The organism is Dietzia sp. UCD-THP, assembly GCF_000349585.1.
GTDB lineage: Bacteria > Actinomycetota > Actinomycetes > Mycobacteriales > Mycobacteriaceae > Dietzia > Dietzia natronolimnaea_A.
In genome coordinates this window covers 1-19,582 of sequence record NZ_AOSR01000051.1, presented here as the reverse complement: position 1 = coordinate 19,582, position 19,582 = coordinate 1, and the positions used below count along the sequence as shown (strand labels likewise).

Annotated in this window: 22 protein-coding genes; all 22 read left to right on the top strand. The window is 70.7% G+C overall.

The genetic code is table 11. The features are described from left to right. Positions 1-77 precede the first annotated feature (77 nt). The 22 genes from hisD to H483_RS25195 all read left to right on the top strand — a co-directional run bounded on the left by hisD (position 78) and on the right by H483_RS25195 (position 19,570). Positions 78-1,418 carry a histidinol dehydrogenase gene (gene hisD, locus H483_RS25300; protein ID WP_017836076.1) on the top strand — a complete coding sequence of 447 codons (1,341 nt, stop codon included), beginning with the start codon at positions 78-80 and terminating at the stop codon, positions 1,416-1,418. Further along, positions 1,415-2,551, top strand: a complete 1,137-nt coding sequence (locus H483_RS25295; protein WP_017836075.1) for a histidinol-phosphate transaminase — start codon at positions 1,415-1,417, stop codon at positions 2,549-2,551. Before hisD ends, H483_RS25295 begins: the two co-directional genes overlap by 4 nt. Then, positions 2,548-3,171 carry an imidazoleglycerol-phosphate dehydratase HisB gene (gene hisB / locus H483_RS25290; protein WP_017836074.1) on the top strand — a complete coding sequence of 208 codons (624 nt, stop codon included), beginning with the start codon at positions 2,548-2,550 and terminating at the stop codon, positions 3,169-3,171. Before H483_RS25295 ends, hisB begins: the two co-directional genes overlap by 4 nt. 7 nt (positions 3,172-3,178) lie before the next feature. Beyond that, positions 3,179-4,426 carry an MFS transporter gene (locus tag H483_RS25285; protein ID WP_017836073.1) on the top strand — a complete coding sequence of 416 codons (1,248 nt, stop codon included), beginning with the start codon at positions 3,179-3,181 and terminating at the stop codon, positions 4,424-4,426. Continuing rightward, the gene (gene hisH, locus H483_RS25280; RefSeq protein ID WP_017836072.1) at positions 4,423-5,085 is read left to right on the top strand and encodes an imidazole glycerol phosphate synthase subunit HisH; all 663 of its coding nucleotides are present in this window, start codon (positions 4,423-4,425) and stop codon (positions 5,083-5,085) included. Before H483_RS25285 ends, hisH begins: the two co-directional genes overlap by 4 nt. Positions 5,086-5,107: 22 nt before the next feature. Beyond that, positions 5,108-5,425, top strand: a complete 318-nt coding sequence (locus H483_RS25275) for a hypothetical protein (protein WP_017836071.1) — start codon at positions 5,108-5,110, stop codon at positions 5,423-5,425. Beyond that, complete coding sequence (gene priA / locus H483_RS25270) at positions 5,425-6,180, top strand: bifunctional 1-(5-phosphoribosyl)-5-((5-phosphoribosylamino)methylideneamino)imidazole-4-carboxamide isomerase/phosphoribosylanthranilate isomerase PriA (protein ID WP_017836070.1); 756 nt, start codon at positions 5,425-5,427, stop codon at positions 6,178-6,180. The genes H483_RS25275 and priA overlap by 1 nt, the downstream gene beginning before the upstream one ends. A gap of 60 nt (positions 6,181-6,240) precedes the next feature. Next, positions 6,241-7,155: an inositol monophosphatase gene (locus tag H483_RS25265; RefSeq protein WP_017836069.1), complete on the top strand. Its 915-nt coding sequence runs from the start codon at positions 6,241-6,243 to the stop codon at positions 7,153-7,155. A gap of 7 nt (positions 7,156-7,162) precedes the next feature. Beyond that, a complete protein-coding gene (gene hisF, locus H483_RS25260; RefSeq protein ID WP_017836068.1) occupies positions 7,163-7,936 on the top strand; it encodes an imidazole glycerol phosphate synthase subunit HisF in 774 nt (257 codons plus the stop codon). Then, positions 7,933-8,286: a phosphoribosyl-AMP cyclohydrolase gene (gene hisI / locus H483_RS25255; RefSeq protein WP_017836067.1), complete on the top strand. Its 354-nt coding sequence runs from the start codon at positions 7,933-7,935 to the stop codon at positions 8,284-8,286. Before hisF ends, hisI begins: the two co-directional genes overlap by 4 nt. A gap of 4 nt (positions 8,287-8,290) precedes the next feature. Beyond that, on the top strand, positions 8,291-8,470 hold the full coding sequence (locus tag H483_RS25250) for a 4-oxalocrotonate tautomerase family protein (RefSeq protein WP_017836066.1): 180 nt from the start codon (positions 8,291-8,293) through the stop codon (positions 8,468-8,470). Beyond that, the gene (locus tag H483_RS25245; protein ID WP_017836065.1) at positions 8,467-10,035 is read left to right on the top strand and encodes an anthranilate synthase component I; all 1,569 of its coding nucleotides are present in this window, start codon (positions 8,467-8,469) and stop codon (positions 10,033-10,035) included. The genes H483_RS25250 and H483_RS25245 overlap by 4 nt, the downstream gene beginning before the upstream one ends. Beyond that, complete coding sequence (locus H483_RS25240; protein ID WP_152427886.1) at positions 10,032-10,703, top strand: TIGR02234 family membrane protein; 672 nt, start codon at positions 10,032-10,034, stop codon at positions 10,701-10,703. Before H483_RS25245 ends, H483_RS25240 begins: the two co-directional genes overlap by 4 nt. A gap of 72 nt (positions 10,704-10,775) precedes the next feature. Beyond that, positions 10,776-11,588 carry an indole-3-glycerol phosphate synthase TrpC gene (gene trpC / locus H483_RS25235; protein WP_017836063.1) on the top strand — a complete coding sequence of 271 codons (813 nt, stop codon included), beginning with the start codon at positions 10,776-10,778 and terminating at the stop codon, positions 11,586-11,588. 67 nt (positions 11,589-11,655) lie between these two features. Further along, positions 11,656-12,951, top strand: a complete 1,296-nt coding sequence (gene trpB / locus H483_RS25230; protein WP_017836062.1) for a tryptophan synthase subunit beta — start codon at positions 11,656-11,658, stop codon at positions 12,949-12,951. Continuing rightward, positions 12,948-13,739: a tryptophan synthase subunit alpha gene (trpA, locus tag H483_RS25225; protein WP_017836061.1), complete on the top strand. Its 792-nt coding sequence runs from the start codon at positions 12,948-12,950 to the stop codon at positions 13,737-13,739. Before trpB ends, trpA begins: the two co-directional genes overlap by 4 nt. Next, positions 13,736-14,629 carry a prolipoprotein diacylglyceryl transferase gene (gene lgt, locus H483_RS25220; protein WP_017836060.1) on the top strand — a complete coding sequence of 298 codons (894 nt, stop codon included), beginning with the start codon at positions 13,736-13,738 and terminating at the stop codon, positions 14,627-14,629. Before trpA ends, lgt begins: the two co-directional genes overlap by 4 nt. 46 nt (positions 14,630-14,675) lie before the next feature. Next, positions 14,676-16,094 (top strand): pyruvate kinase, encoded by a 1,419-nt coding sequence (gene pyk, locus H483_RS25215; protein ID WP_017836059.1) that lies wholly within the window; start codon positions 14,676-14,678, stop codon positions 16,092-16,094. 177 nt (positions 16,095-16,271) lie between these two features. Continuing rightward, positions 16,272-16,994, top strand: coding sequence for a M23 family metallopeptidase (locus tag H483_RS25210; protein WP_017836058.1), 723 nt, complete (start codon positions 16,272-16,274; stop codon positions 16,992-16,994). Positions 16,995-17,175: 181 nt separating this feature from the next. Next, on the top strand, positions 17,176-18,261 hold the full coding sequence (locus tag H483_RS25205; protein WP_017836057.1) for an S-(hydroxymethyl)mycothiol dehydrogenase: 1,086 nt from the start codon (positions 17,176-17,178) through the stop codon (positions 18,259-18,261). Beyond that, positions 18,258-18,917, top strand: a complete 660-nt coding sequence (locus H483_RS25200; protein ID WP_017836056.1) for an MBL fold metallo-hydrolase — start codon at positions 18,258-18,260, stop codon at positions 18,915-18,917. The genes H483_RS25205 and H483_RS25200 overlap by 4 nt, the downstream gene beginning before the upstream one ends. Before the next feature lie 203 nt (positions 18,918-19,120). Further along, positions 19,121-19,570: an SRPBCC family protein gene (locus tag H483_RS25195; protein WP_017836055.1), complete on the top strand. Its 450-nt coding sequence runs from the start codon at positions 19,121-19,123 to the stop codon at positions 19,568-19,570. Positions 19,571-19,582 lie beyond the last annotated feature (12 nt).

Below are 19,582 nucleotides of genomic sequence, written 5' to 3'. Positions count from 1 at the left end.
GCGTGGGCGGACCTAGACTAGATCGGGGTCGTCGGCCGGTTGGTCGACGACCCGTGATCCCACGGAAAGGCCACACCATGCTCTCCCGCATCGACCTGCGCGGTCGCACCCTCGGCACCGCCGAGCTGCGCCGCACACTCCCGCGAGGCGCCGCCGACGTCGACTCCGTCGTCGACACCGTCCGCCCGGTGGTCGAGGCGATCCGGGAGCACGGTGCCTCCGCCGCGCTCGACTACGGCGAGGAATTCGACCTGGTCCGGCCCACCTCGGTGCGGGTCCCCGCCGACGTCATCACCGAGGCCGGCGAGACCCTCGACCCCGACGTGCGATCGGCACTGGTCGAGGCGATCCGCCGCGCGCGGATCGTCCACTCCGCCCAGCGGCGCTCGGACACCGTCACCGAGGTCGCCGCCGGCGGCTTCGTCACCGAGAAGTGGGTGCCCGTCGAGCGGGTGGGCCTCTACGTCCCCGGTGGCAAGGCCGTGTACCCCTCGAGCGTCATCATGAACGTCGTGCCGGCGCAGGTCGCGGGCGTCGGCGCGCTCGTGGTGGCCTCCCCGCCCCAGGCCGACTCCGGCGGGTGGCCGCACCCCACCATCCTCGGCGCGTGTGCCCTGCTCGGGGTCGACGAGGTCTGGGCCGTCGGCGGCGCCCAGGCCGTGGCCCTGCTCGCCCACGGCGGCGAGGACACCGACGGCCGCGAGCTCGAGCCCGTCGACATGGTCACCGGCCCCGGCAACGTCTACGTCACCGCCGCCAAGCGGCTGTGCCGCAGCGTCGTGGGTATCGATTCAGAGGCCGGCCCCACGGAGATCGCCGTCCTCGCCGACCACACGGCCGACCCGGTCCACATCGCCTACGACCTCATCAGCCAGGCCGAGCACGATCCCGACGCGGCGAGCGTGCTGGTCACCGACTCCGAGCAGCTCGCCGACGCCGTCGCGCGGGAGGTCGAGGCCCGCTACACCGTCACCCTCAACTCGGACCGCGTCCGCGACGCTCTCGAGGGCCCGCAGTCGGGAATCGTCCTGGTCGACGACATCGACGCCGGGTTGCGCGTGGTCGACGCGTATGCGGCCGAGCATCTGGAGGTGCAGACCCGTGACTCGGCAGGTGACGCCGCCCGGGTGCGCAACGCCGGGGCGATCTTCGTGGGCGCCTACTCCCCGGTACCGCTCGGCGACTACGCGGCGGGATCGAACCACGTCCTGCCCACCTCGGGGACCGCGCGTCACTCGTCCGGGTTGAGCGTGCAGACCTTCCTGCGTGGTATCCACGTCATCGACTACGACCGCGCCGCGCTCAAGGAGATCGCCCCGACCGTCGTCGCGCTCGCCGACGCCGAGCGGCTGCCAGCCCACGGCGAGGCCGTCCGGGCCCGCTTCGAGGACCTCACCGCCGAGGAGGGGGAGAAGTGAACGACACCCCCCGTCGCGGCGTCGGCCTGGACGCGCTGCCACTCCGCGAGAACCTCCGCGGCATGAGCGCCTACGGAGCCCCGCAGCTCGAGGTGCCCGTCCAGCTCAACACCAACGAGAACCCGCACCCGCCCGGTGCGGCTTTGGTGGCCGACATCGCGGAGGCGGTCTCCGGGGCCGCGGCCGACCTCAACCGGTACCCGGACCGGGACGCCGTCGAGCTGCGTACCGACCTCGCCTCCTACCTCACGCGACAGACCGGGGTCGAGGTGGACGTGGACATGGTGTGGGCGGCAAACGGGTCCAACGAGATCCTGCAGCAGCTGCTCCAGGCCTTCGGTGGGCCCGGGCGCAGCGCGATGGGCTTCGTCCCGAGTTACTCCATGCACCCCATCCTCGCGGCAGGCACGGACACCGGGTGGATCCCGGTCGACCGGGGCACCGATCTGGCGATCGACGTCGAGGCCGCCCTCGCCGCCATCGCCGCGCACCGCCCCGACGTCCTCTTCCTCACCACGCCCAACAATCCGACCGGCCACGTGATCGAGCTGGACGACCTGCGGCGGTTGATCGACGCGGCACCCGGGATCGTCGTGGTCGACGAGGCGTATGCCGAGTTCTCCCCGTCGCCCAGCGCGTGCACGCTCCTGGCCGAGTACCCGGCGACTCTCGTCGTCTCGCGCACCATGAGCAAGGCGTTCGCGTTCGCCGGAGGGCGGCTCGGGTATTTCGCGGCCGACCCCGCGTTCGTCGAGGCCGTGCTGCTCGTCCGGCTGCCGTACCACCTGTCTGTGATCGCGCAGGCCGCTGCCGGCGCCGCGCTGCGGCACGCCGACGAGACCCTGGCCTCGGTCGCCCTGCTGGCCGAGGAGCGCAAGCGTGTCACCGCGGGACTGGAGGCACTCGGGTACGACGTGCTGCCCAGCGAGGCCAACTTCGTGCTCTACGGACCCTTCGAGGATGCGCGCCGCGCCTGGCGCCGCTACCTCGACTCCGGCGTGCTCATCCGCGACGTGGGCATCCCCGGCCGTCTTCGTGCGACCATCGGGCTGGAGAGCGAGAACGACCGGCTGCTTCAGGTGAGCGCGGAGCTGGCGGGAACAGAGATCACCACCACGAGGGAGAGACGATGAGCGAGCAGGGTGGACGAGTGGGTCGCGTCGAGCGCACCACAAAGGAGTCATCGATCGTCGTCGAGATCGACCTCGACGGCACCGGTCGGACGGAGATCGCCACCGGCGTCCCGTTCTTCGACCACATGCTCACCGCGTTCGGTCAGCACGGCGCGTTCGATCTCACGGTCCGCGCGACGGGCGACGTCGAGATCGAGGCGCACCACACCGTCGAGGACACCGCCATCGTGCTGGGCCAGGCGCTCGGGGAGGCACTGGGCGACAAACGGGGCATCCGCCGGTTCGGCCAGTGTTCGATCCCCATGGACGAGACCCTCGCCGAGGCGGTCGTCGACGTCTCGGGCCGCCCCTACTGCGTCCACAGCGGAGAGCCCGACGTCATGATCGGGTACGTCGTCGTGGGGCACGACAGCGCCCCGTACGGCACCGTGCTCAACCGGCACGTCTTCGAGACCCTCGCGTCACACGCCCGAATCGCGCTGCACGTCCGCGTGCACTACGGGCGCGACCCCCACCACATCACCGAGGCGGAGTACAAGGCCGTCGCCCGGGCGCTGCGCGCCGCGGTCGAACCGGATCCGCGCATCAGCGGGATCCCCTCGACCAAGGGCGCCCTGTGATGGCGAAGTGACACAGGGCGTCACGAAGCCGGGTGGGTTCGCGCAACTGGCCCGGACCCGCGGTGTGCCCGCGGCGTTCATCCTGGTCCTGCTCGCGTTCGGTGGCTTCTCGCTGCTCCTGCCCGTCGTGCCTCTCGCCGTGCTACGGGGAGGGGGGAGCGAGCTGGTCGCCGGCGCGACCACCGGTGTGTTCATGACGGTCACCGTGCTGGTCCAACTGCTCACCCCGCGGATCACCGCGGCGATCGGGTACCGGTGGGTGCTCGCGAGCGGCAGTGCGCTCCTCGGTCTGCCGTCGGGTCTGCTCGCCCTGTTCGACGGGCCGTTCGCGGTGCTGGCGGTCAGTGGTGTCCGCGGGGCGGGCTTCGGCATGATGACGGTCGCCGGCTCCGCGCTGGTCGCGGAACTCGCGCCACCCGGGATGCTCGGCCGCGCCACCTCACTGATCGGCCTCGCGGTGGGGATCTCCGAGGCGATCTTCCTGCCCGTCGGGCTGTGGCTGCTGGAGGTGTTCGGTCTTGCCACGGTCGCCTGGGGCGCGACCGCCTTCGGTGTGGTCGGACTGCTCGCCGCGGCACGACTCCCTGATGTGCATCCGGCACCCGCGAGACCTTCCGACCCGTCCGCACTGGGCCGCCGGGCGATGATCGTGCTGCTCGCCGGGCCGTTCCTCGTCATGGTGGCGGTCTCCCTGCCCTACGGTGCCGCCGCGTCCTTCCTCTCACCCGCCCTGGACTCGATCGTCTCGGGGAGCGGAGCGGTCGTCGCGGGGGTCGGTCTGGGGCTCCTCGGGGTGGGCGTGATCGTCGGGCGCACCTTCGCCGGCCTCGTCTCCGATCGGCGCGGCCCCGGCGCCCTGGTCTGGCCCGGACTCGGGTTCTCGGCGCTCGGCATGGCCGGCATCGCCGGACTGCTCACGCTGTCGGCGAACCCGTGGTGGTTCATCGCCCCCGCCGTGGTGTTCGGGCTCGGGTTCGGCGCCGTGCAGAACGAGGCGCTCGTCGGGTCCTTCGAGCGGATGCCGCGCTCGCGTCTGGGGACCGCGTCAGCCTCGTGGAACATCTCCTTCGACGCGGGCACGGGCCTCGGATCGGTGGTCATGGGAGCGGTCGCCGGGTTCGGCTACGTGGTCCTGTTCATGGTCGCGGCCGGAGTCGTCCTCGTCGTGGGCGGCCCCGCGGCGGTGGGTGCCCGGCGCATCCGGCCCACGCGTGATCTGACCGTGCCACACCGGGACGATAAAGTGGGGTCATGACCTCACTGGCCCCGCGGGTGGCGCTTCTCGACTACGGCTCGGGCAACCTCCGCTCCGCCCACCGCGCACTGGAGCGTGTCGGTGCCCGGGTCGAGCTCACCTCCGACCCCGGGGTGGCCACCGAGGCGGACGCCCTCGTCGTCCCGGGGGTCGGCGCGTTCGCGGCGTGTATGGAGGGCCTCCGGGCCGTCAAGGGGCCACGGATCATCGGCGAACGCCTCGCCGGTGGGCGCCCCGTCCTGGGGATCTGCGTCGGAATGCAGGTCATGTTCGAGCGGGGGACCGAGTTCTCGGACGGCGAGCACGCCGAGTCCGGGGCGGCGGGATGTGGCGAGTGGCCCGGTGTCGTGGAGCGGTTGGAGGCGCCGGTGTTGCCACACATGGGGTGGAACACCGTCGAGGCGCCCGAGCGCAGTGTCCTGTTCTCCGGAATGCCCGCCGACGAGCGCTTCTACTTCGTCCACTCGTACGGTGTGCAACGGTGGGCGATGGAGCCGTCCGACCACCTGACCCCGCCGGAGGTCACCTGGGCCCGGCACGGCACACGGTTCGTCGCCGCCGTGGAGAACGGCCCCCTGTCGGCCACCCAGTTCCACCCCGAGAAATCGGGTGACGCCGGCCTGCATCTGCTCGAGAACTGGATCCGATCCCTTGGCTGATCGCCGGTCTCGCCCGGCGCCCGTGTCGTTCGCGGCCCTCGCGCTGGGGGTCTGCGGTGCGGGAGTGGTGTCCCTCGCCCTGACCGCGCTGGCGGTGGCGCTTCTCCCACTGCCGCCGGTCGGTCTGGCCGTGGTCGCCGTGGTCGGTGTCATCGTGACCGTCGTGGCGATGGGTGTGGTGTCCACTCGTCTCACCGATCGGGCGATCCGTGCCGAGTACGGAGACGAGCCCGGGAACGAGGTGGAGGTCCGGCGCGGGGCGCACGTCGGGGAGCCGTCGCACGCGTCGGGACCGGCCGAGGGCGATGGGGAGCCGCCACGAGCCGACGGACTACGCTGATGCCCGTGACCAACGCTTCTTACCTCGAACTGCTGCCCGCCGTGGACGTCGCCGACGGGCAGGCCGTCCGTCTGGTGCAGGGGGAGGCCGGCACCGAGACCTCGTACGGATCTCCGCTCGAGGCCGCGATGCAGTGGCAGCGGGACGGCGCCGAATGGGTCCACCTGGTGGACCTCGACGCCGCCTTCGGTCGCGGGACCAACCGCGAACTCCTCGCCGAGGTCGTCGGTGCACTCGACGTCAAGGTCGAGATGTCCGGGGGGATCCGCGACGACGACTCGTTGGAGGCCGCGCTCGCGACCGGCTGCGCCCGGGTGAACCTGGGGACCGCCGCGCTGGAGAACCCGGATTGGTGTGCCTCCGCGATCGCCCGCCACGGGGACCGCATCGCGGTGGGCCTGGACGTGCGCGTGATCGACGGTGAACCCCGACTCCGTGGCCGCGGGTGGGTGTCCGACGGGGGCAACCTCTGGGAGGTGCTGGAGCGTCTCGACAAGGACGGCTGCGCGCGGTACGTCGTCACCGACGTCTCCAAGGACGGGATGCTGAACGGTCCGAACCTCGAGATGCTCTCCCAGGTGTGTTCGGTCACCGGTGCGCCCGTGGTGGCATCCGGAGGAGTGTCGTCCGTGGCGGACCTCGAGGCCATCGCGACGCTGGTGCCCGAGGGCGTCGAGGGCGCGATCGTGGGCAAGGCCCTCTACGCGGGCCGTTTCACCCTCCCCGAGGCGCTCGCCGCGGTGAGCGCCCGCTGAGCTTCCGGTGACCAGCCGGTGGCTCCATCCGACCGTTTGACCTCGAGCAGGAGGCCCGAGATGACCGATCAGACCGGAAATACCCTGCCGACGGACTTGCCCGTCGACCCCGCGGAGGCGCTCGCACTGGCGGCACGCGTCCTCGAGGAGGTCACCCCCCGCTTCGTCGAGGGGTTGGGGGCCGAGGGCACCCGCGTCAAGGGCTCGCGCAACGACTTCGCGACCGAGCTCGACCTCGAGCTCGAACGCCGGATCTCCGACGCGCTGCGCGAGGGGACCGGCCTCGAGGTGCACGGGGAGGAGTACGGCGGCCCGCCGGTCAACGAGGGGACCCTCTGGGTGGTCGACCCGATCGACGGCACGGCCAACTACTCCCTCGGCATCCCCACCACCGGCATCCTCGTCTCGCTGGTCCACGAGCGGCAGCCCGTCCTGGGGCTGACCTGGCTCCCGCTCCTCGGACTGCGCTTCACCTCCCTCGCCGGGGGCCCGCTCAAGGAGAACGACGAGGAGATCCCGCGGATCGCCGACGTCTCCATCCGCGACGTCGCGCTGGGCCTCGGGTCGCTCAACACCGGCGCCCGCACCACCTACCCGCCGGCCTACCGCCGGGAGGTGTTCGAGCAGCTCACCCTCGACGCCGCCCGCACCCGCAAGTTCGGGTCGACGGGAGTCGACCTGTCGTTCGTGGGCTCGAGCCGGTTGTCCGCCGCGGTGAGCTTCGGCAACTACGCCTGGGACAACGCGGCGGGCGCCTCCCACATCCGCGCGGCGGGTGGAGTGGTCACCGACCTGGCCGGCGAGCCGTGGTCGATCGACTCCCAGTCGATCCTCGCGGCCGGCCCGCGGGCCCACTCGGAGGTGCTCGGCACCATCCGCGAGCTGGGCGAGCCCGGGAATTTCTTCGAGGCCGGCCGTCGCCGGGCCACCCCCGGACCCGACGGCAACCGCCCGTGGCTCGACGGGGAGCGGTGACCCGGGCATGACACTCGCCACCCGGGTGATCCCGTGCCTCGACGTCGACGCGGGCCGCGTGGTCAAGGGCGTGAACTTCCTCGATCTGCGGGACGCCGGGGACCCGGTCGAGCTCGCCGCCGCCTACGACGCGCAGGGTGCGGACGAGTTGACCTTCCTCGACGTCACCGCCTCGTCCTCGGGCCGCGGAACCATGCTCGACGTGGTCACCCGTACGGCCGAGCAGGTCTTCATCCCACTCACGGTGGGCGGCGGGGTTCGTACCGCCGAGGACGTGGACCAGCTCCTGCGCGCGGGCGCGGACAAGGTCAGCGTCAACACCGCCGCGATCGCGCGCCCCGAGCTCCTCGAGGAGCTCAGCAGGCGCTTCGGTTCACAGTGCATCGTCCTGTCGGTCGATGCGCGGACGGTCCCCGGGGGCGAGGCCCCCACGCCGTCGGGATGGGAGGTCACCACCCACGGTGGACGTCGGGGCACCGGCATCGACGCCGTCGAGTGGGCCCGTCGCGGACAGGACCTCGGTGTCGGGGAGATCCTGCTCAACTCGATGGACGCCGACGGCACCAAGGCGGGTTTCGACCTGGACATGGTCCGTGCGGTGCGCGCGGCGGTGACCATTCCCGTGATCGCCTCGGGCGGGGCCGGCGCGGTGGAACACTTCGCCCCGGCCGTCGAGGCCGGAGCCGACGCGGTACTCGCGGCCAGCGTCTTCCACTTCGGTGAGATGACCATCGGCGACGTCAAGAAGGCCATGGCGGCCGAGGGGGTCACGGTCCGATGAGCGATCCGGTCCTGGACCCGTCCGTCGCCGACCGTCTCACGCGCACCGCGGACGGGCTGATCGCGGCGGTGGTGCAGGACGCGTCCGACGGCCGGGTCCTCATGATGGCGTGGATGGACGACGCCGCCCTCGCCGAGACCCTGGCCACGCGGCGTGGGGTGTACTACTCGCGCTCGCGGGGGACGCGGTGGGTCAAGGGGGAGACCTCCGGCCATGTGCAACACGTGCGCAGCGTAGAGATCGACTGCGACGGCGACACCGTGCTGTTGCGGGTGGATCAGACCGGGGCCGCCTGTCACAACGGAACGCGGAGCTGTTTCGACACCGACACACTCCTCGGGGAGGAATGATCCTGTGCCCTTCATCCAGATCAATCAGCTCGACGGGATGGACCCGCAGTCCAAGGCGCGCGTGATCGAGGCCGTCACCGCCGCGTACGCCGAGGCATCGGGCAAGGACCCGGCCAAGGTGTGGGTGCACGTCAACGACATGCCGCGTGACTCGTTCGGGATCGGCGGCCGGGTCGTCGGATGAGCACCAGGACCACGACCTTCGAGCAGTTCCGGGCGCTCGCCTCCGGCCACCGGGTCGTCCCCGTGGTGCGCACGGTGCTGGCCGACTCCGAGACCCCGTTGTCCGCGTACGACAAACTCGCGGCCGACCGGCCCGGAACCTTCCTCCTCGAGTCGGCCGAGCACGGCCGGTCATGGTCACGGTGGTCCTTCATCGGCTGTGGCTCGGCCGCGGCGCTGACCGTCGACGAGGCGGGTGAGGCCACGTGGTGGGGACACGTGCCCGCGGGGGCACCGACGGGCGGGGACCCGCTCGACGCCCTGCGCCGGACCCTGGACCTGCTGCGAACCGACCAGATCGCGGGCCTACCCCCGCTGACGTCCGGGCTCGTGGGTTATCTCGGCTACGACATCGTGCGCCGACTCGAACGCATCACCCCCGACACCGCCGACGACCTGCACGTTCCGGAACTGGTCCAGATGCTGGCCACCGACCTGGCCGCGTTCGACCACCACGAGGGCCGGATCCACCTGATCGCCAACGCCGTCAACTGGGACGGGAGCGACGACCGGATCGAGGAGGCCTACGCCGATGCGGTGGCCAGGGTGGACGCGATGACGGCGAGGCTCGCGGCGCCCGGCGGCGGCGGGGTCAGCGTGTTCGACACCCCGGACCCGCAGGTGACCCGCCGCACCGACGAGTCGACATATCACGCGCGGGTGGCCGAGATCATCGAGCAGATCTACTCCGGGGAAGCCTTCCAGGTGGTGCTCAGTCAGCGCTTCGAGGTCGACACCTCGGCCTCGCCGAGGGACGTCTACCGCATCCTGCGCACCACCAACCCGAGTCCCTACATGTACCTGATGACGGTTCCGGACGGCAGCGGGGACGACGGCTTCGGTGGCACCGCGTTCACCATCGTGGGATCGAGCCCCGAGGCCCTGGTCACGGTGAAGGACGGACTGGCCACGACCCACCCGATCGCCGGGACCCGGCCGAGGGGTGACGACGACGAGCACGACGTCCTGCTGGCCAAGGACCTGGTGGAGGACGCCAAGGAGAACGCCGAACATCTGATGCTGGTCGATCTGGGCCGCAACGACCTCGGCCGGGTCTGCGAGCCGGGCTCCGTCGTGGTGACCGAGTTCCGTCAGGTCGAGCGGTACAGCCACGTCATGCACCTGGTCTCCACGGTGACGGGTCGCCTGGCGGAGGGCCGCACGGGCATCGACGCCGTCACCGCCTGCTTCCCGGCGGGCACCCTGTCGGGCTCGCCCAAGCCCCGCGCGCTGCAGATCATCGAGGATCTCGAGGACACCCGTCGCGGCGTCTACGGGGGAGTTGTCGGATACCTCGACTTCGCCGGGAACACCGACCAGGCCATCGCCATCCGGTCCGCCGTGCTCAAGGACGGCACCGCCTATGTCCAGGCGGGGGCCGGGATCGTGGCCGATTCGGTCGCGGCGTCGGAGGACCAGGAGTGCCGCAACAAGGCCATGGCCGTCCTCCGGGCCGTCGCGGCCGCGGACACCCTGCGGCCCGCGGGGCCCACAGGTGGAACCAACCCCACGGGGGTGGGTCGGTGAGCCAGAGCACACGTCTTCGCCTCCCGGTGGCCCTGCTGGTGCTCGGAGCCGCCCTGTTATGGATCGCCTCGCGCGTGGTGTGGTTGGACGTGGTCGCGTTCAACGATCAGTCGGGCGAGGTCCGACGGGCCCTGACGGGCTCCCAGTGGCAGCCCGCGTTGGTCGCGGTGGCGTTGGGTGCCCTGGCCGCGGTGGCCGCCGTGGCCCTGGTGCGGGGAACGGGGGCGCGGGTGGTCGGCGCCGTCATCGCCCTGCTCGGCCTGGCCACCGGCGCGGTGCTGTTCTCTGCCGTCGGCGGGGTGGACTCCGGCCGCGTGCACTCGACGGTGACGGGCGAGGAGGAGTTCGGCCGCACCAACGCGGGCCCGGGCTCCACCGACGCCCAGGCGATCCCGGAGTGGTCGGAGATCACCGAGATCTCGACCCGCCCGGCCGGGCCGGCGCTCACCGGGGCCGGGGCGGCGGCACTCCTCGCCGCGGGTGCGGTTCCCATGATCTGGCCGGCCCGGAGGGTCAAGCGCGACGATCGCTACGTGACCCCCGCCGCGCGCCGCCAGGACCGCGGGACCGGCGAGTCCGCCGTGGACACCGGCACTGACCTCTGGCAGGAACTCGACGAGGGTCGCGATCCCACGGGTGATCCCGGAGAGAGCGGGTCCCGATTCTGAGAACCCCATGTGCTGCCTCTATTGTTGATCTCGATCACACTTCCTGCCCGAACACTGCAGAGGGAGGTCACGGTGGGTACCGTGCTCGACTCGATTATCGACGGGGTCCGCGAGGACGTCGCTGCCCGCGAGGCCGTCACCGACCTCACTGCGGTCAAGAAGGCGGCCCGGTCGGCGCCCGAGCCGCGGGACGCGCTCAGGGCGCTCCGGGGGTCGGGGGTCGGTGTCATCGCCGAGGTCAAGCGCGCGAGTCCCTCGAAAGGTCCGCTCGCCGACATTCCTGACCCCGCGGTGCTCGCCCGGATGTACGAGGAGGGCGGGGCCCGCGTCATCTCGTGCCTGACCGAGGAGCGCCGTTTCAACGGCAGCCTGGCGGACCTGGACGCGGTCCGCCGGGCCGTCGACATCCCGGTGCTCCGCAAGGACTTCGTGGTGGGGCCGTACCAGATCCATGAGGCCCGGGCCCACGGCGCCGACCTCGTGCTGCTCATCGTGGCCGCTCTGGAACAGGATGCCCTGGTGTCCCTGCTCGACCGCACGGAATCACTCGGGATGACGGCGCTGGTGGAGGTACACACCGAGGAGGAGGCGGATCGCGCTCTCGAGGCCGGTGCCACCGTGATCGGTGTCAACGCCCGGAATCTCAAGACCCTCGAGGTCGACCGTGATGTGTTCTCCCGCATCGCGCCGGGCCTGCCGTCCGGAGTGGTCAAGATCGCCGAGTCCGGCGTCCGTGACGCGTCCGACCTCCTGTCGTACGCCAGCGTGGGTGCCGACGCGGTCCTCGTGGGTGAGGGCCTGGTGACCAAGGGCGATCCCCGCGCGGCGTGCAACGCCCTGGCCACGGCGGGTTCCCACCCGTCGTGTCCGCGGGGACCCCGCTAGGTCCCCGGCGCACGCTTCCGGCAGACTGGGAGCCGTGAATTCTAACGAGCTGACACCGCTGCCCTCGATGGGAGACGTGCTCCGGACGACCACCGGACACGAGCCCGACCAGCGGGGCCACTGGGGTGCATTCGGCGGGCGATACGTCCCCGAGGCGCTCATGGCGGTCGTCGACGAGGTCGCCGACGCCTACGCCAAGGCCCGCGCGGACGACGCCTACCTCGACGAGCTCGACCGTCTCCAGCGCGACTACTCGGGTCGGCCGTCGCCGCTGTACGAGGCGGGGCGTTTCGGGGCGGAGATCGGCGCCAGGGTGTTCCTCAAACGGGAGGACCTCAACCACACCGGGTCGCACAAGATCAACAACGTCCTCGGCCAGGTGCTCCTCGCGCACCGCATGGGCAAGAAGCGTGTGATCGCCGAGACCGGGGCCGGACAGCACGGCGTCGCCTCCGCCACCGCGTGCGCCCTGCTCGGATTGGAGTGCAAGATCTACATGGGTGCGGTGGACGTCCGTCGCCAGGCGCTCAACGTCGCGCGGATGCGACTGCTCGGCGCGGAGGTCGAGGCCGTGGAGGTCGGTTCCGCGACCCTCAAGGACGCCATCAACGAGGCGATGCGGGACTGGGTCTCCCGGGCGGACGACACGTACTACGCGTTCGGCACCGCCGCCGGCCCGCACCCGTTCCCCGCGATGGTCCGCGACTTCCAACGGGTGGTGGGTACGGAGGCGCGCGCCCAGATGCTGGAGCGGGTGGGACGCCTGCCGGACGCCGCCGTGGCGTGCGTGGGCGGAGGTTCCAACGCGATCGGGTTGTTCCACCCGTTCATCGATGACTCTTCTGTCCGCCTCGTGGGCTGCGAGGCGGGCGGCGACGGGGTGGGGTCCGGTCGCACCGCCGCGACGGTGAACGCCGGGAGGCCGGGTGTCTTCCAGGGCTCGTACGCCCATCTCATGCAGGACGAGGACGGTCAGACCACCGAGTCGCACTCGATCTCGGCAGGGCTGGACTACCCGGGTGTGGGGCCCGAGCACTCGTACCTGTCCGACATCGGTCGCGCGGAGTACCGGCCGGTGACCGACGCTCAGGCGATGGACGCGTTCGCCCAACTGTGCCGCACCGAGGGGATCATCCCCGCCATCGAGTCCGCCCACGCGGTCGCCGGAGCAGCGCAGCTCGCCGCCGAGGGAGTCGACCTGATCCTGGTCAACGTCTCGGGTCGAGGCGACAAGGACGTCGACACCGCCGCCCGGTGGTTCGGCCTGTTGGGCGGCGGGACCCCCCCGGAGGCCGGGGTGGACTCGAGTCGGGGCGCGGACGACGGCGCGGGGGAGTACGCGGACGGGGGGATCGAGGGATGAGCGTGCTGAGCGAGGTCTTCGGGCGGTGCCGTGAGGAGAACCGGGCCGCTCTCATCGGGTACTACCCCGCGGGGTACCCCACGGTCGAGGGGTCCGTCCAGGCCGTTCGGACCATGGTCGCGGGTGGCTGCGACGTCATCGAGGTGGGGATCCCGTACTCGGATCCCATGATGGACGGCCCCACCATCCAGGCGGCCGCGGATGTGGCGCTGGAGGCGGGCTTCCGCATCCGGGACACCTTCGACGTGGTCCGCGCGGTGGCCGAGGCCGGGGCGGTCCCGGTCGTCATGAGTTACTGGAACCCGATCCTGCAGTACGGCGTCGACCGGTTCGCGGCGGACCTCGCCGCCGCCGGGGGGACCGGGGTCATCACGCCGGACCTCATCCCGGACGAGGCGGACGAGTGGATCGCCGCGACGGACGCCCACGGCATCGACCGGGTCTTCCTGGTGGCGCCGTCGTCGACGCCCGAACGATTGGCCATGACGCTGTCCCACACGAGCGGATTCGTCTACGTCCAGGCCGTCATGGGGGTCACCGGGGCGCGCGACGTGGTCTCGGACGCCCCCAGGGCCCTCACCGCCCGGGTCCGCGAGCTCTCGGACCTGGCGTGTGGAGTCGGACTCGGTGTGCGCAACGGGGACCAGGCCGCGGAGATCGCCTCCTACGCGGACGGGGTGATCGTCGGCTCCGCCCTCATCACCGCCGCCACCGAGGGGGACGACGCGCTCGCGCGGTTGACGGCCGACCTCGCGTCGGGCGTGCGTCGGCGGGGAGCCGACTCGTGATCCCCAGCCCTCCGCAGGGGGTCTGGGAGCTCGGCCCGTTCCCGCTGCGGGCCTACGCACTGTGGATCATCCTCGGCATCGTCGTGGCCATCTGGTGGGGCGAGAAGCGGTGGATCGCCCGTGGCGGGCGCGCGGGTGTCGTCCTCGACACCGCGCTGTGGGCCGTTCCCTTCGGTCTCGTGGGCGGTCGCCTCTACCATGTGGCCACGGACTGGTACCGCTACTTCGGGGAGGGCAGTAACCCTGTCGACGCGCTGAAGATCTGGGACGGCGGTCTGGGGATCTGGGGGGCGGTCGCGCTGGGTGCGGTCGGTGCCTACATCGGCCTACGGCAGCAGGGGATCCGGGCGATCGGCGCGTTCGGCGACGCGGTCGCTCCGGGCATCGTCCTGGCGCAGGGAATCGGACGACTGGGGAACTACTTCAACCAGGAGCTCTACGGTCGAGAGACGGATGTGCCCTGGGCCCTGGAGATCTACCAGCGGTACGACGAGGCGTACGGATACTCCCAGACCCTCGGTCGGTCCACCGGGCAGGTGCTCGCGACCGTGCACCCCACGTTCCTGTACGAGCTCCTGTGGAACGTCCTGGTGGCCGTGGCGTTGGTGCTGATCGACCGCAGGTTCCGGGTCGGGCACGGCCGACTCTTCGCGCTCTATGTGGCCCTGTACTGCTTCGGGAGGTTCTGGGTCGAGCTGCTCCGTGCGGATGCGGCGACCGAGATCTTCGGGCTGCGCATCAACACCATCGTCTCCGTCGTCGTCATGCTGGCCGCGCTCATCTACGTGTGGCGGGCACGCCGGGGCCGCGAGGACCCGTCCGAGCTGCGTGCTCCCGAGGACATGACCGAGGAGTCCCCGGGGGACACACCCCCGTTGGCCGGTCGTTGACGTCGCGTTCACCGGTCATCCCGGCGAGGGGTCTAGATTGGTACGGGTGAACCGTCGTACCAAGATCGTCTGCACCCTGGGTCCCGCCGTCGCCTCGGAGGCCGGCATCCGTGAACTCGTCGATGCCGGGATGAACGTCGCCCGGCTCAACTTCAGCCACGGAGACCATGCCGACCACGAATCCAATTATCGCTGGGTTCGCAAGGCCTCGGACGAGTCGGGGCACGCCGTCGGTGTGCTCGCGGATCTCCAGGGCCCCAAGATCCGGCTCGGCCGCTTCATCGAGGGCCGCCACGAGTGGGCGGAGGGCGACATGGTCGCCATCACCGTCGCCGATGTGGAGGGGACCAAGGAGCGCGTGTCCACCACCTACAAGGGGCTTGCGGCCGATGCCCGCCCCGGCGACCGACTGCTCGTCGATGACGGCAACATCGGGCTGACCGTCCAGCGGGTCGAGGGTGACGACGTCCACTGCGTCGTCACCGAGGGTGGCACGGTCTCCAACAACAAGGGCGTGTCCCTGCCGGGGATGAACGTCTCGGTCCCCGCACTGAGCGAGAAGGACGTCGCGGACCTCCGGTTCGCCCTGGACCTGGGTGTCGATTTCATCGCCCTGTCCTTCGTCCGGTCTCCGGCGGACGTCGACCTGGTGCACGCGATCATGGACGAGGTCGGGGTACACGTGCCGGTGATCGCCAAGCTGGAGAAGCCCGAGGCGGTCAAGAATCTCGAATCCATCGTCCTGGCCTTCGACGCGATCATGGTCGCACGAGGCGACCTGGGCGTGGAGTTGCCGCTGCAGGACGTGCCGCTGGTCCAGAAGCGGGCGATCCAGATCGCCCGGGAGAACGCCAAGCCGGTCATCGTGGCCACGCAGATGCTCGAGTCCATGATCACCAACTCCCGGCCCACCCGGGCCGAGGCGTCGGACGTCGCCAACGCCGTGCTCGACGGGGCCGACGCCGTGATGCTCTCGGGAGAGACCTCCGTGGGCAAGTACCCCATCGACGCGGTGCGGACCATGTCGTCCATCGCCCTCGCGGTGGAGTCCGATTCCACCGCCGCGCCGGACCTCGTCCACATCCCCCGGACCAAGCGCGGGGTCATCTCCTACTCGGCGCGGGAGATCGGAGAGCGGTTGGGCGCCAAGGCGCTCGTCGCCGTGACCTCGACCGGGGACACGGTCCGCCGGCTCGCCCGGCTGCACAGCCACCTGCCGCTCGTCGCCATCACCGGCGACCCGCGGATTCGGAGCCAGCTGGCGCTCACGTGGGGGACCGAGACGTTCCTGACCGACCGGGTCCACGAGACCGCCGAACTGGTCAAGGTCACCGACGAGTTGCTGCTCCCCCTCGAGGGGTACAACGAGGACGATCTCATCGTGATCGTCGCGGGCAACGTGCCCGGTGTCGAGGGCTCGACCAACTTCATCCTCGTGCACCGGATGGGTGAGGCGGACCACTGATCACTGTCGGATAACAGCTCGGTAGCGCCGGTGAGCCCCCGCTCACCGGCGCTTTCGCATTTATTCGTGCTTTTGACGTGACAGGGCCGAGATGCTTCTGTTACCTTTTTGGAGGCCACCGGGGAAGCCGGTCGGCCCGCCGCTTCGCCCACGCACCGAACTCCGAGGTTTCCCCTGATGTCCGACGCCACTCGAATCACCTTCACCGAGCTCGCCGACCGGCTCGGTGTGGCCGGCTCCGGCGCGACCGCCGGCCGTCACCGTGCCGCCCGCTCCGCGAGTGGGATGGGCCGCGTCGTCGCCGGTGCGGTGGCCGGTGCCGCCCTCACCGGTGGCGTCGCCATGGCCGCCGCTCCCGCCGCTTCCGCCCAGTCCGCCGACATCGACGTCAACCAGCTGGGGCAGATGGCCCAGGACTTCGCGCAGGGCATCGGCCTCAACGAGCAGCAGCTGCGCGAATACGCCCTCGACCCCGCGCTGTTCGGCTCACTCGGTATTCCCGCCGGCGAGGTCGGCGGGGCCCATGCTCCGACCTTCGGCCCCATCACCTCGGGCTTCGGACCGCGCTGGGGAACCTTCCACAACGGCACCGACTTCGGCGCCCCCATCGGCACGCCGATGTTCGCCGCCAAGTCGGGCACGGTCGTCGCCGCCGGACCGGCCTCGGGCTATGGACTCTGGATCCGCATCCAGACCGATGACGGATACCTCCTCGAGTACGGCCACAACGACCAGAACTACGTCACGGTGGGCCAGCGCGTCCATGCCGGTCAGGTCATCGGCACCGTGGGCAACCGCGGATACTCGACCGGTCCGCACCTTCACTTCGGTGTGCGCAACCCGGCCGGCCAGTGGATCGACCCCGTGCCGTGGCTGCGTGCCCAGGGCGTCGTCGTCTGATCGGACCCGCGAGCAACGTGCTCTTCTTGCCGGAGCCCCGGACACCATGAGTGTCCGGGGCTCCGGCCGTATCACGGGACGAAAGATGTCGGGATCTGCATGTGTGGCAGGGTGGGAGATGCCGGGGCCGGTCATCGCCCGGTGCCGGCCCGAGCTGTACTGATCTCGAGGAGAATCTGGAATGTCACAGACCGTCAAGGGCGTCATCGCTCGCAGCAAGGGTGCTGACGTCGAGCTCGTCGACGTGGTGGTCCCTGATCCGGGGCCGAACGATGTGGTCGTCCGCGTGCAGGCGTGCGGTGTCTGCCACACCGATCTGGCCTATCGCGATGGCGGGATCAACGACGAGTACCCGTTCCTGCTGGGCCACGAGGCCGCGGGGATCGTGGAGACCGTCGGGGAGCGCGTGACCCACGTGTCGGAGGGCGACTTCGTGGTGCTGAACTGGCGGGCGGTGTGCGGGGAGTGCCGGGCCTGCAAGCGTGGGCAGCAGCAGTACTGTTTCGCCACGCACAACGCGTCGCAGAAGATGACCCTCGCCGACGGCACGGAGCTCAGCCCGGCGCTCGGTATCGGTGCGTTCATCGACAAGACCTTGGTCCACGAGGGTCAGTGCACCAAGGTGGACCCGGAAGCCGATCCGGCGGTGGCGGGTCTGCTGGGGTGCGGCGTGATGGCCGGCCTCGGGGCCGCGGTCAACACGGGCAACGTGACGCGCGGCCAGTCCGTGGCGGTTATCGGGTGCGGTGGTGTCGGCATCGCCGCGGTCGTGGGCGCCCGCTTGGCGGGCGCCTCGACCATCGTGGCCGTGGACATCGACGACACCAAGCTCGAGTGGGCGCGCGACTTCGGTGCCACCCACACGGTCAACTCGCGCGAGTCGGATCCGGTGGCGGCCATCCAGGAGCTCACGGGTGGCTTCGGCGCCGATGTCGTGATCGACGCGGTCGGCCGGCCCGAGACGTACGAGCAGGCGTTCTATGCCCGCGATCTCGCCGGGACCGTGGTCCTGGTGGGGGTGCCCACGCCCGAGATGCGCCTGGAGATGCCGCTGCTGGACTTCTTCGGTCGCGGCGGGTCGCTCAAGTCCTCCTGGTACGGCGACTGCCTGCCCGAGCGCGATTTCCCGATGCTGGTGGACCTGCACCTCCAGGGTCGGCTCCCGCTGGAGAAGTTCGTCAGTGAACGCATCGGCCTGGACGCGGTGGAGTCCGCGTTCGGCGCCATGAAGTCCGGTTCCGTCCTCCGATCGGTGGTGACCCTGTGAGCGAGACCTACACCAGTGCCGGTAATGCCGGTGGTCTGCGTATCGAGAAGGTCGTGACGAGCGGCGTGTTCGCGCTCGACGGCGGCGAGTGGGAGGTGGACAACAACATCTGGATCCTCGGGGACGACTCCGAGGTGTACGTCATCGACGCCGCCCATACCGCCGGGCCGATCATCGACGCGGTGGCCGGGCGCACGGTCAAGGGCATCCTGTGTTCGCACGCGCACAACGACCACATCACCGTCGCCCCCGAGTTGGCCCGGGAGCTCGACACGAGGGTCTTCGTCCATCCCGGTGACCAGATGTTGTGGGAGGAGACCCATCCGACGGTCGCCCACGAGGACCTCGAGGACGGGCAGGTCTTCCAGATCGCCGGGACCTCGTTCACGGTCATGAACACCCCAGGCCACTCGCCGGGCTCGTGTGTCTTCCACGTCCCCGAGGCGGGCGTCCTGTTCTCCGGCGACACCTTGTTCTCCGGAGGGCCCGGCGCCACGGGACGGTCGTACTCCGATTTCCCGACCATCATCACCTCGATCCGGGACCGCATCCTCACCCTGCCCGCCGAGACGCTGGTCCACACCGGTCACGGTGACGGCACCAAGGTGGGCGAGGAGTCCCCGCATCTGGAGGAGTGGATCGCCCGGGGCAGCTGACCGCGCGCCCGGTGCACCGCTCACCGAGCACACCACCCGCCGGGCGCACTCCGCGCCGGGCCCGCAGGCTCGCGGGTGAGGTGGTGCGCTCGGAGGCCCGGCGGATCGGGCACGATGGGACTGTCTGACGCGCCCGGTCGAGGGCGCCGACACCGGCGACACCGGTGCGCGCGACGTGGTCAGGCAGAGGAGGAGTCACGACAATGGGCAGGGTCACCGCCAGCAACACCATCGTCATCGAGGCGTCCGTCGCGGCCGTGACGGCCGCGATCGCCGACTACGCAGAGGTGCGCCCCCGCGTCCAGCCTGAGCAGTTCTCCGCGTACCGGCTGATCGAGGGCGGCCACGGCCACGGCACGGTGGCCGCGTGGAACCTCCAGGCCACCAAGAAGCGCAGTCGGGACGTCAAGGCCACTGTGACCGTGGACGACGCCGCGGCGCACTGGTCGCTGGTCGAGAAGGACGCCAATTCCTCCATGGCCACCACCTACACCGTCCGCGAGGCCACCGGGGGTGCGCTGGTGGAGATGACCACCTCGTGGGACGGGGCCGGGGGAGTGGGTGGGTTCTTCGAGCGGACCTTCGCCCCGGCCGGGCTCAAGCGGATCCAGCACCAGCTCCTGTCCAACCTCAAGGCTGATATCGAGGGGTAGGCCCCGCCTCAG

Excerpts from the sequence above, each read along its gene's own strand:
- hisF (WP_017836068.1), top strand. The coding sequence starts at position 7,163 with ATGACACTCGCCACCCGGGTGATCCCGTGCCTCGACGTCGACGCGGGC.
- H483_RS25210 (WP_017836058.1), top strand. The coding sequence starts at position 16,272 with ATGTCCGACGCCACTCGAATCACCTTCACCGAGCTCGCCGACCGGCTC.
- H483_RS25205 (WP_017836057.1), top strand. The coding sequence starts at position 17,176 with ATGTCACAGACCGTCAAGGGCGTCATCGCTCGCAGCAAGGGTGCTGAC.
- H483_RS25265 (WP_017836069.1), top strand. The coding sequence starts at position 6,241 with ATGACCGATCAGACCGGAAATACCCTGCCGACGGACTTGCCCGTCGAC.
- hisB (WP_017836074.1), top strand. The coding sequence starts at position 2,548 with ATGAGCGAGCAGGGTGGACGAGTGGGTCGCGTCGAGCGCACCACAAAG.
- hisI (WP_017836067.1), top strand. The coding sequence starts at position 7,933 with ATGAGCGATCCGGTCCTGGACCCGTCCGTCGCCGACCGTCTCACGCGC.
- hisH (WP_017836072.1), top strand. The coding sequence starts at position 4,423 with ATGACCTCACTGGCCCCGCGGGTGGCGCTTCTCGACTACGGCTCGGGC.
- hisD (WP_017836076.1), top strand. The coding sequence starts at position 78 with ATGCTCTCCCGCATCGACCTGCGCGGTCGCACCCTCGGCACCGCCGAG.
- priA (WP_017836070.1), top strand. The coding sequence starts at position 5,425 with ATGCCCGTGACCAACGCTTCTTACCTCGAACTGCTGCCCGCCGTGGAC.
- trpB (WP_017836062.1), top strand. The coding sequence starts at position 11,656 with ATGGGAGACGTGCTCCGGACGACCACCGGACACGAGCCCGACCAGCGG.
- trpA (WP_017836061.1), top strand. The coding sequence starts at position 12,948 with ATGAGCGTGCTGAGCGAGGTCTTCGGGCGGTGCCGTGAGGAGAACCGG.
- H483_RS25245 (WP_017836065.1), top strand. The coding sequence starts at position 8,467 with ATGAGCACCAGGACCACGACCTTCGAGCAGTTCCGGGCGCTCGCCTCC.
- H483_RS25195 (WP_017836055.1), top strand. The coding sequence starts at position 19,121 with ATGGGCAGGGTCACCGCCAGCAACACCATCGTCATCGAGGCGTCCGTC.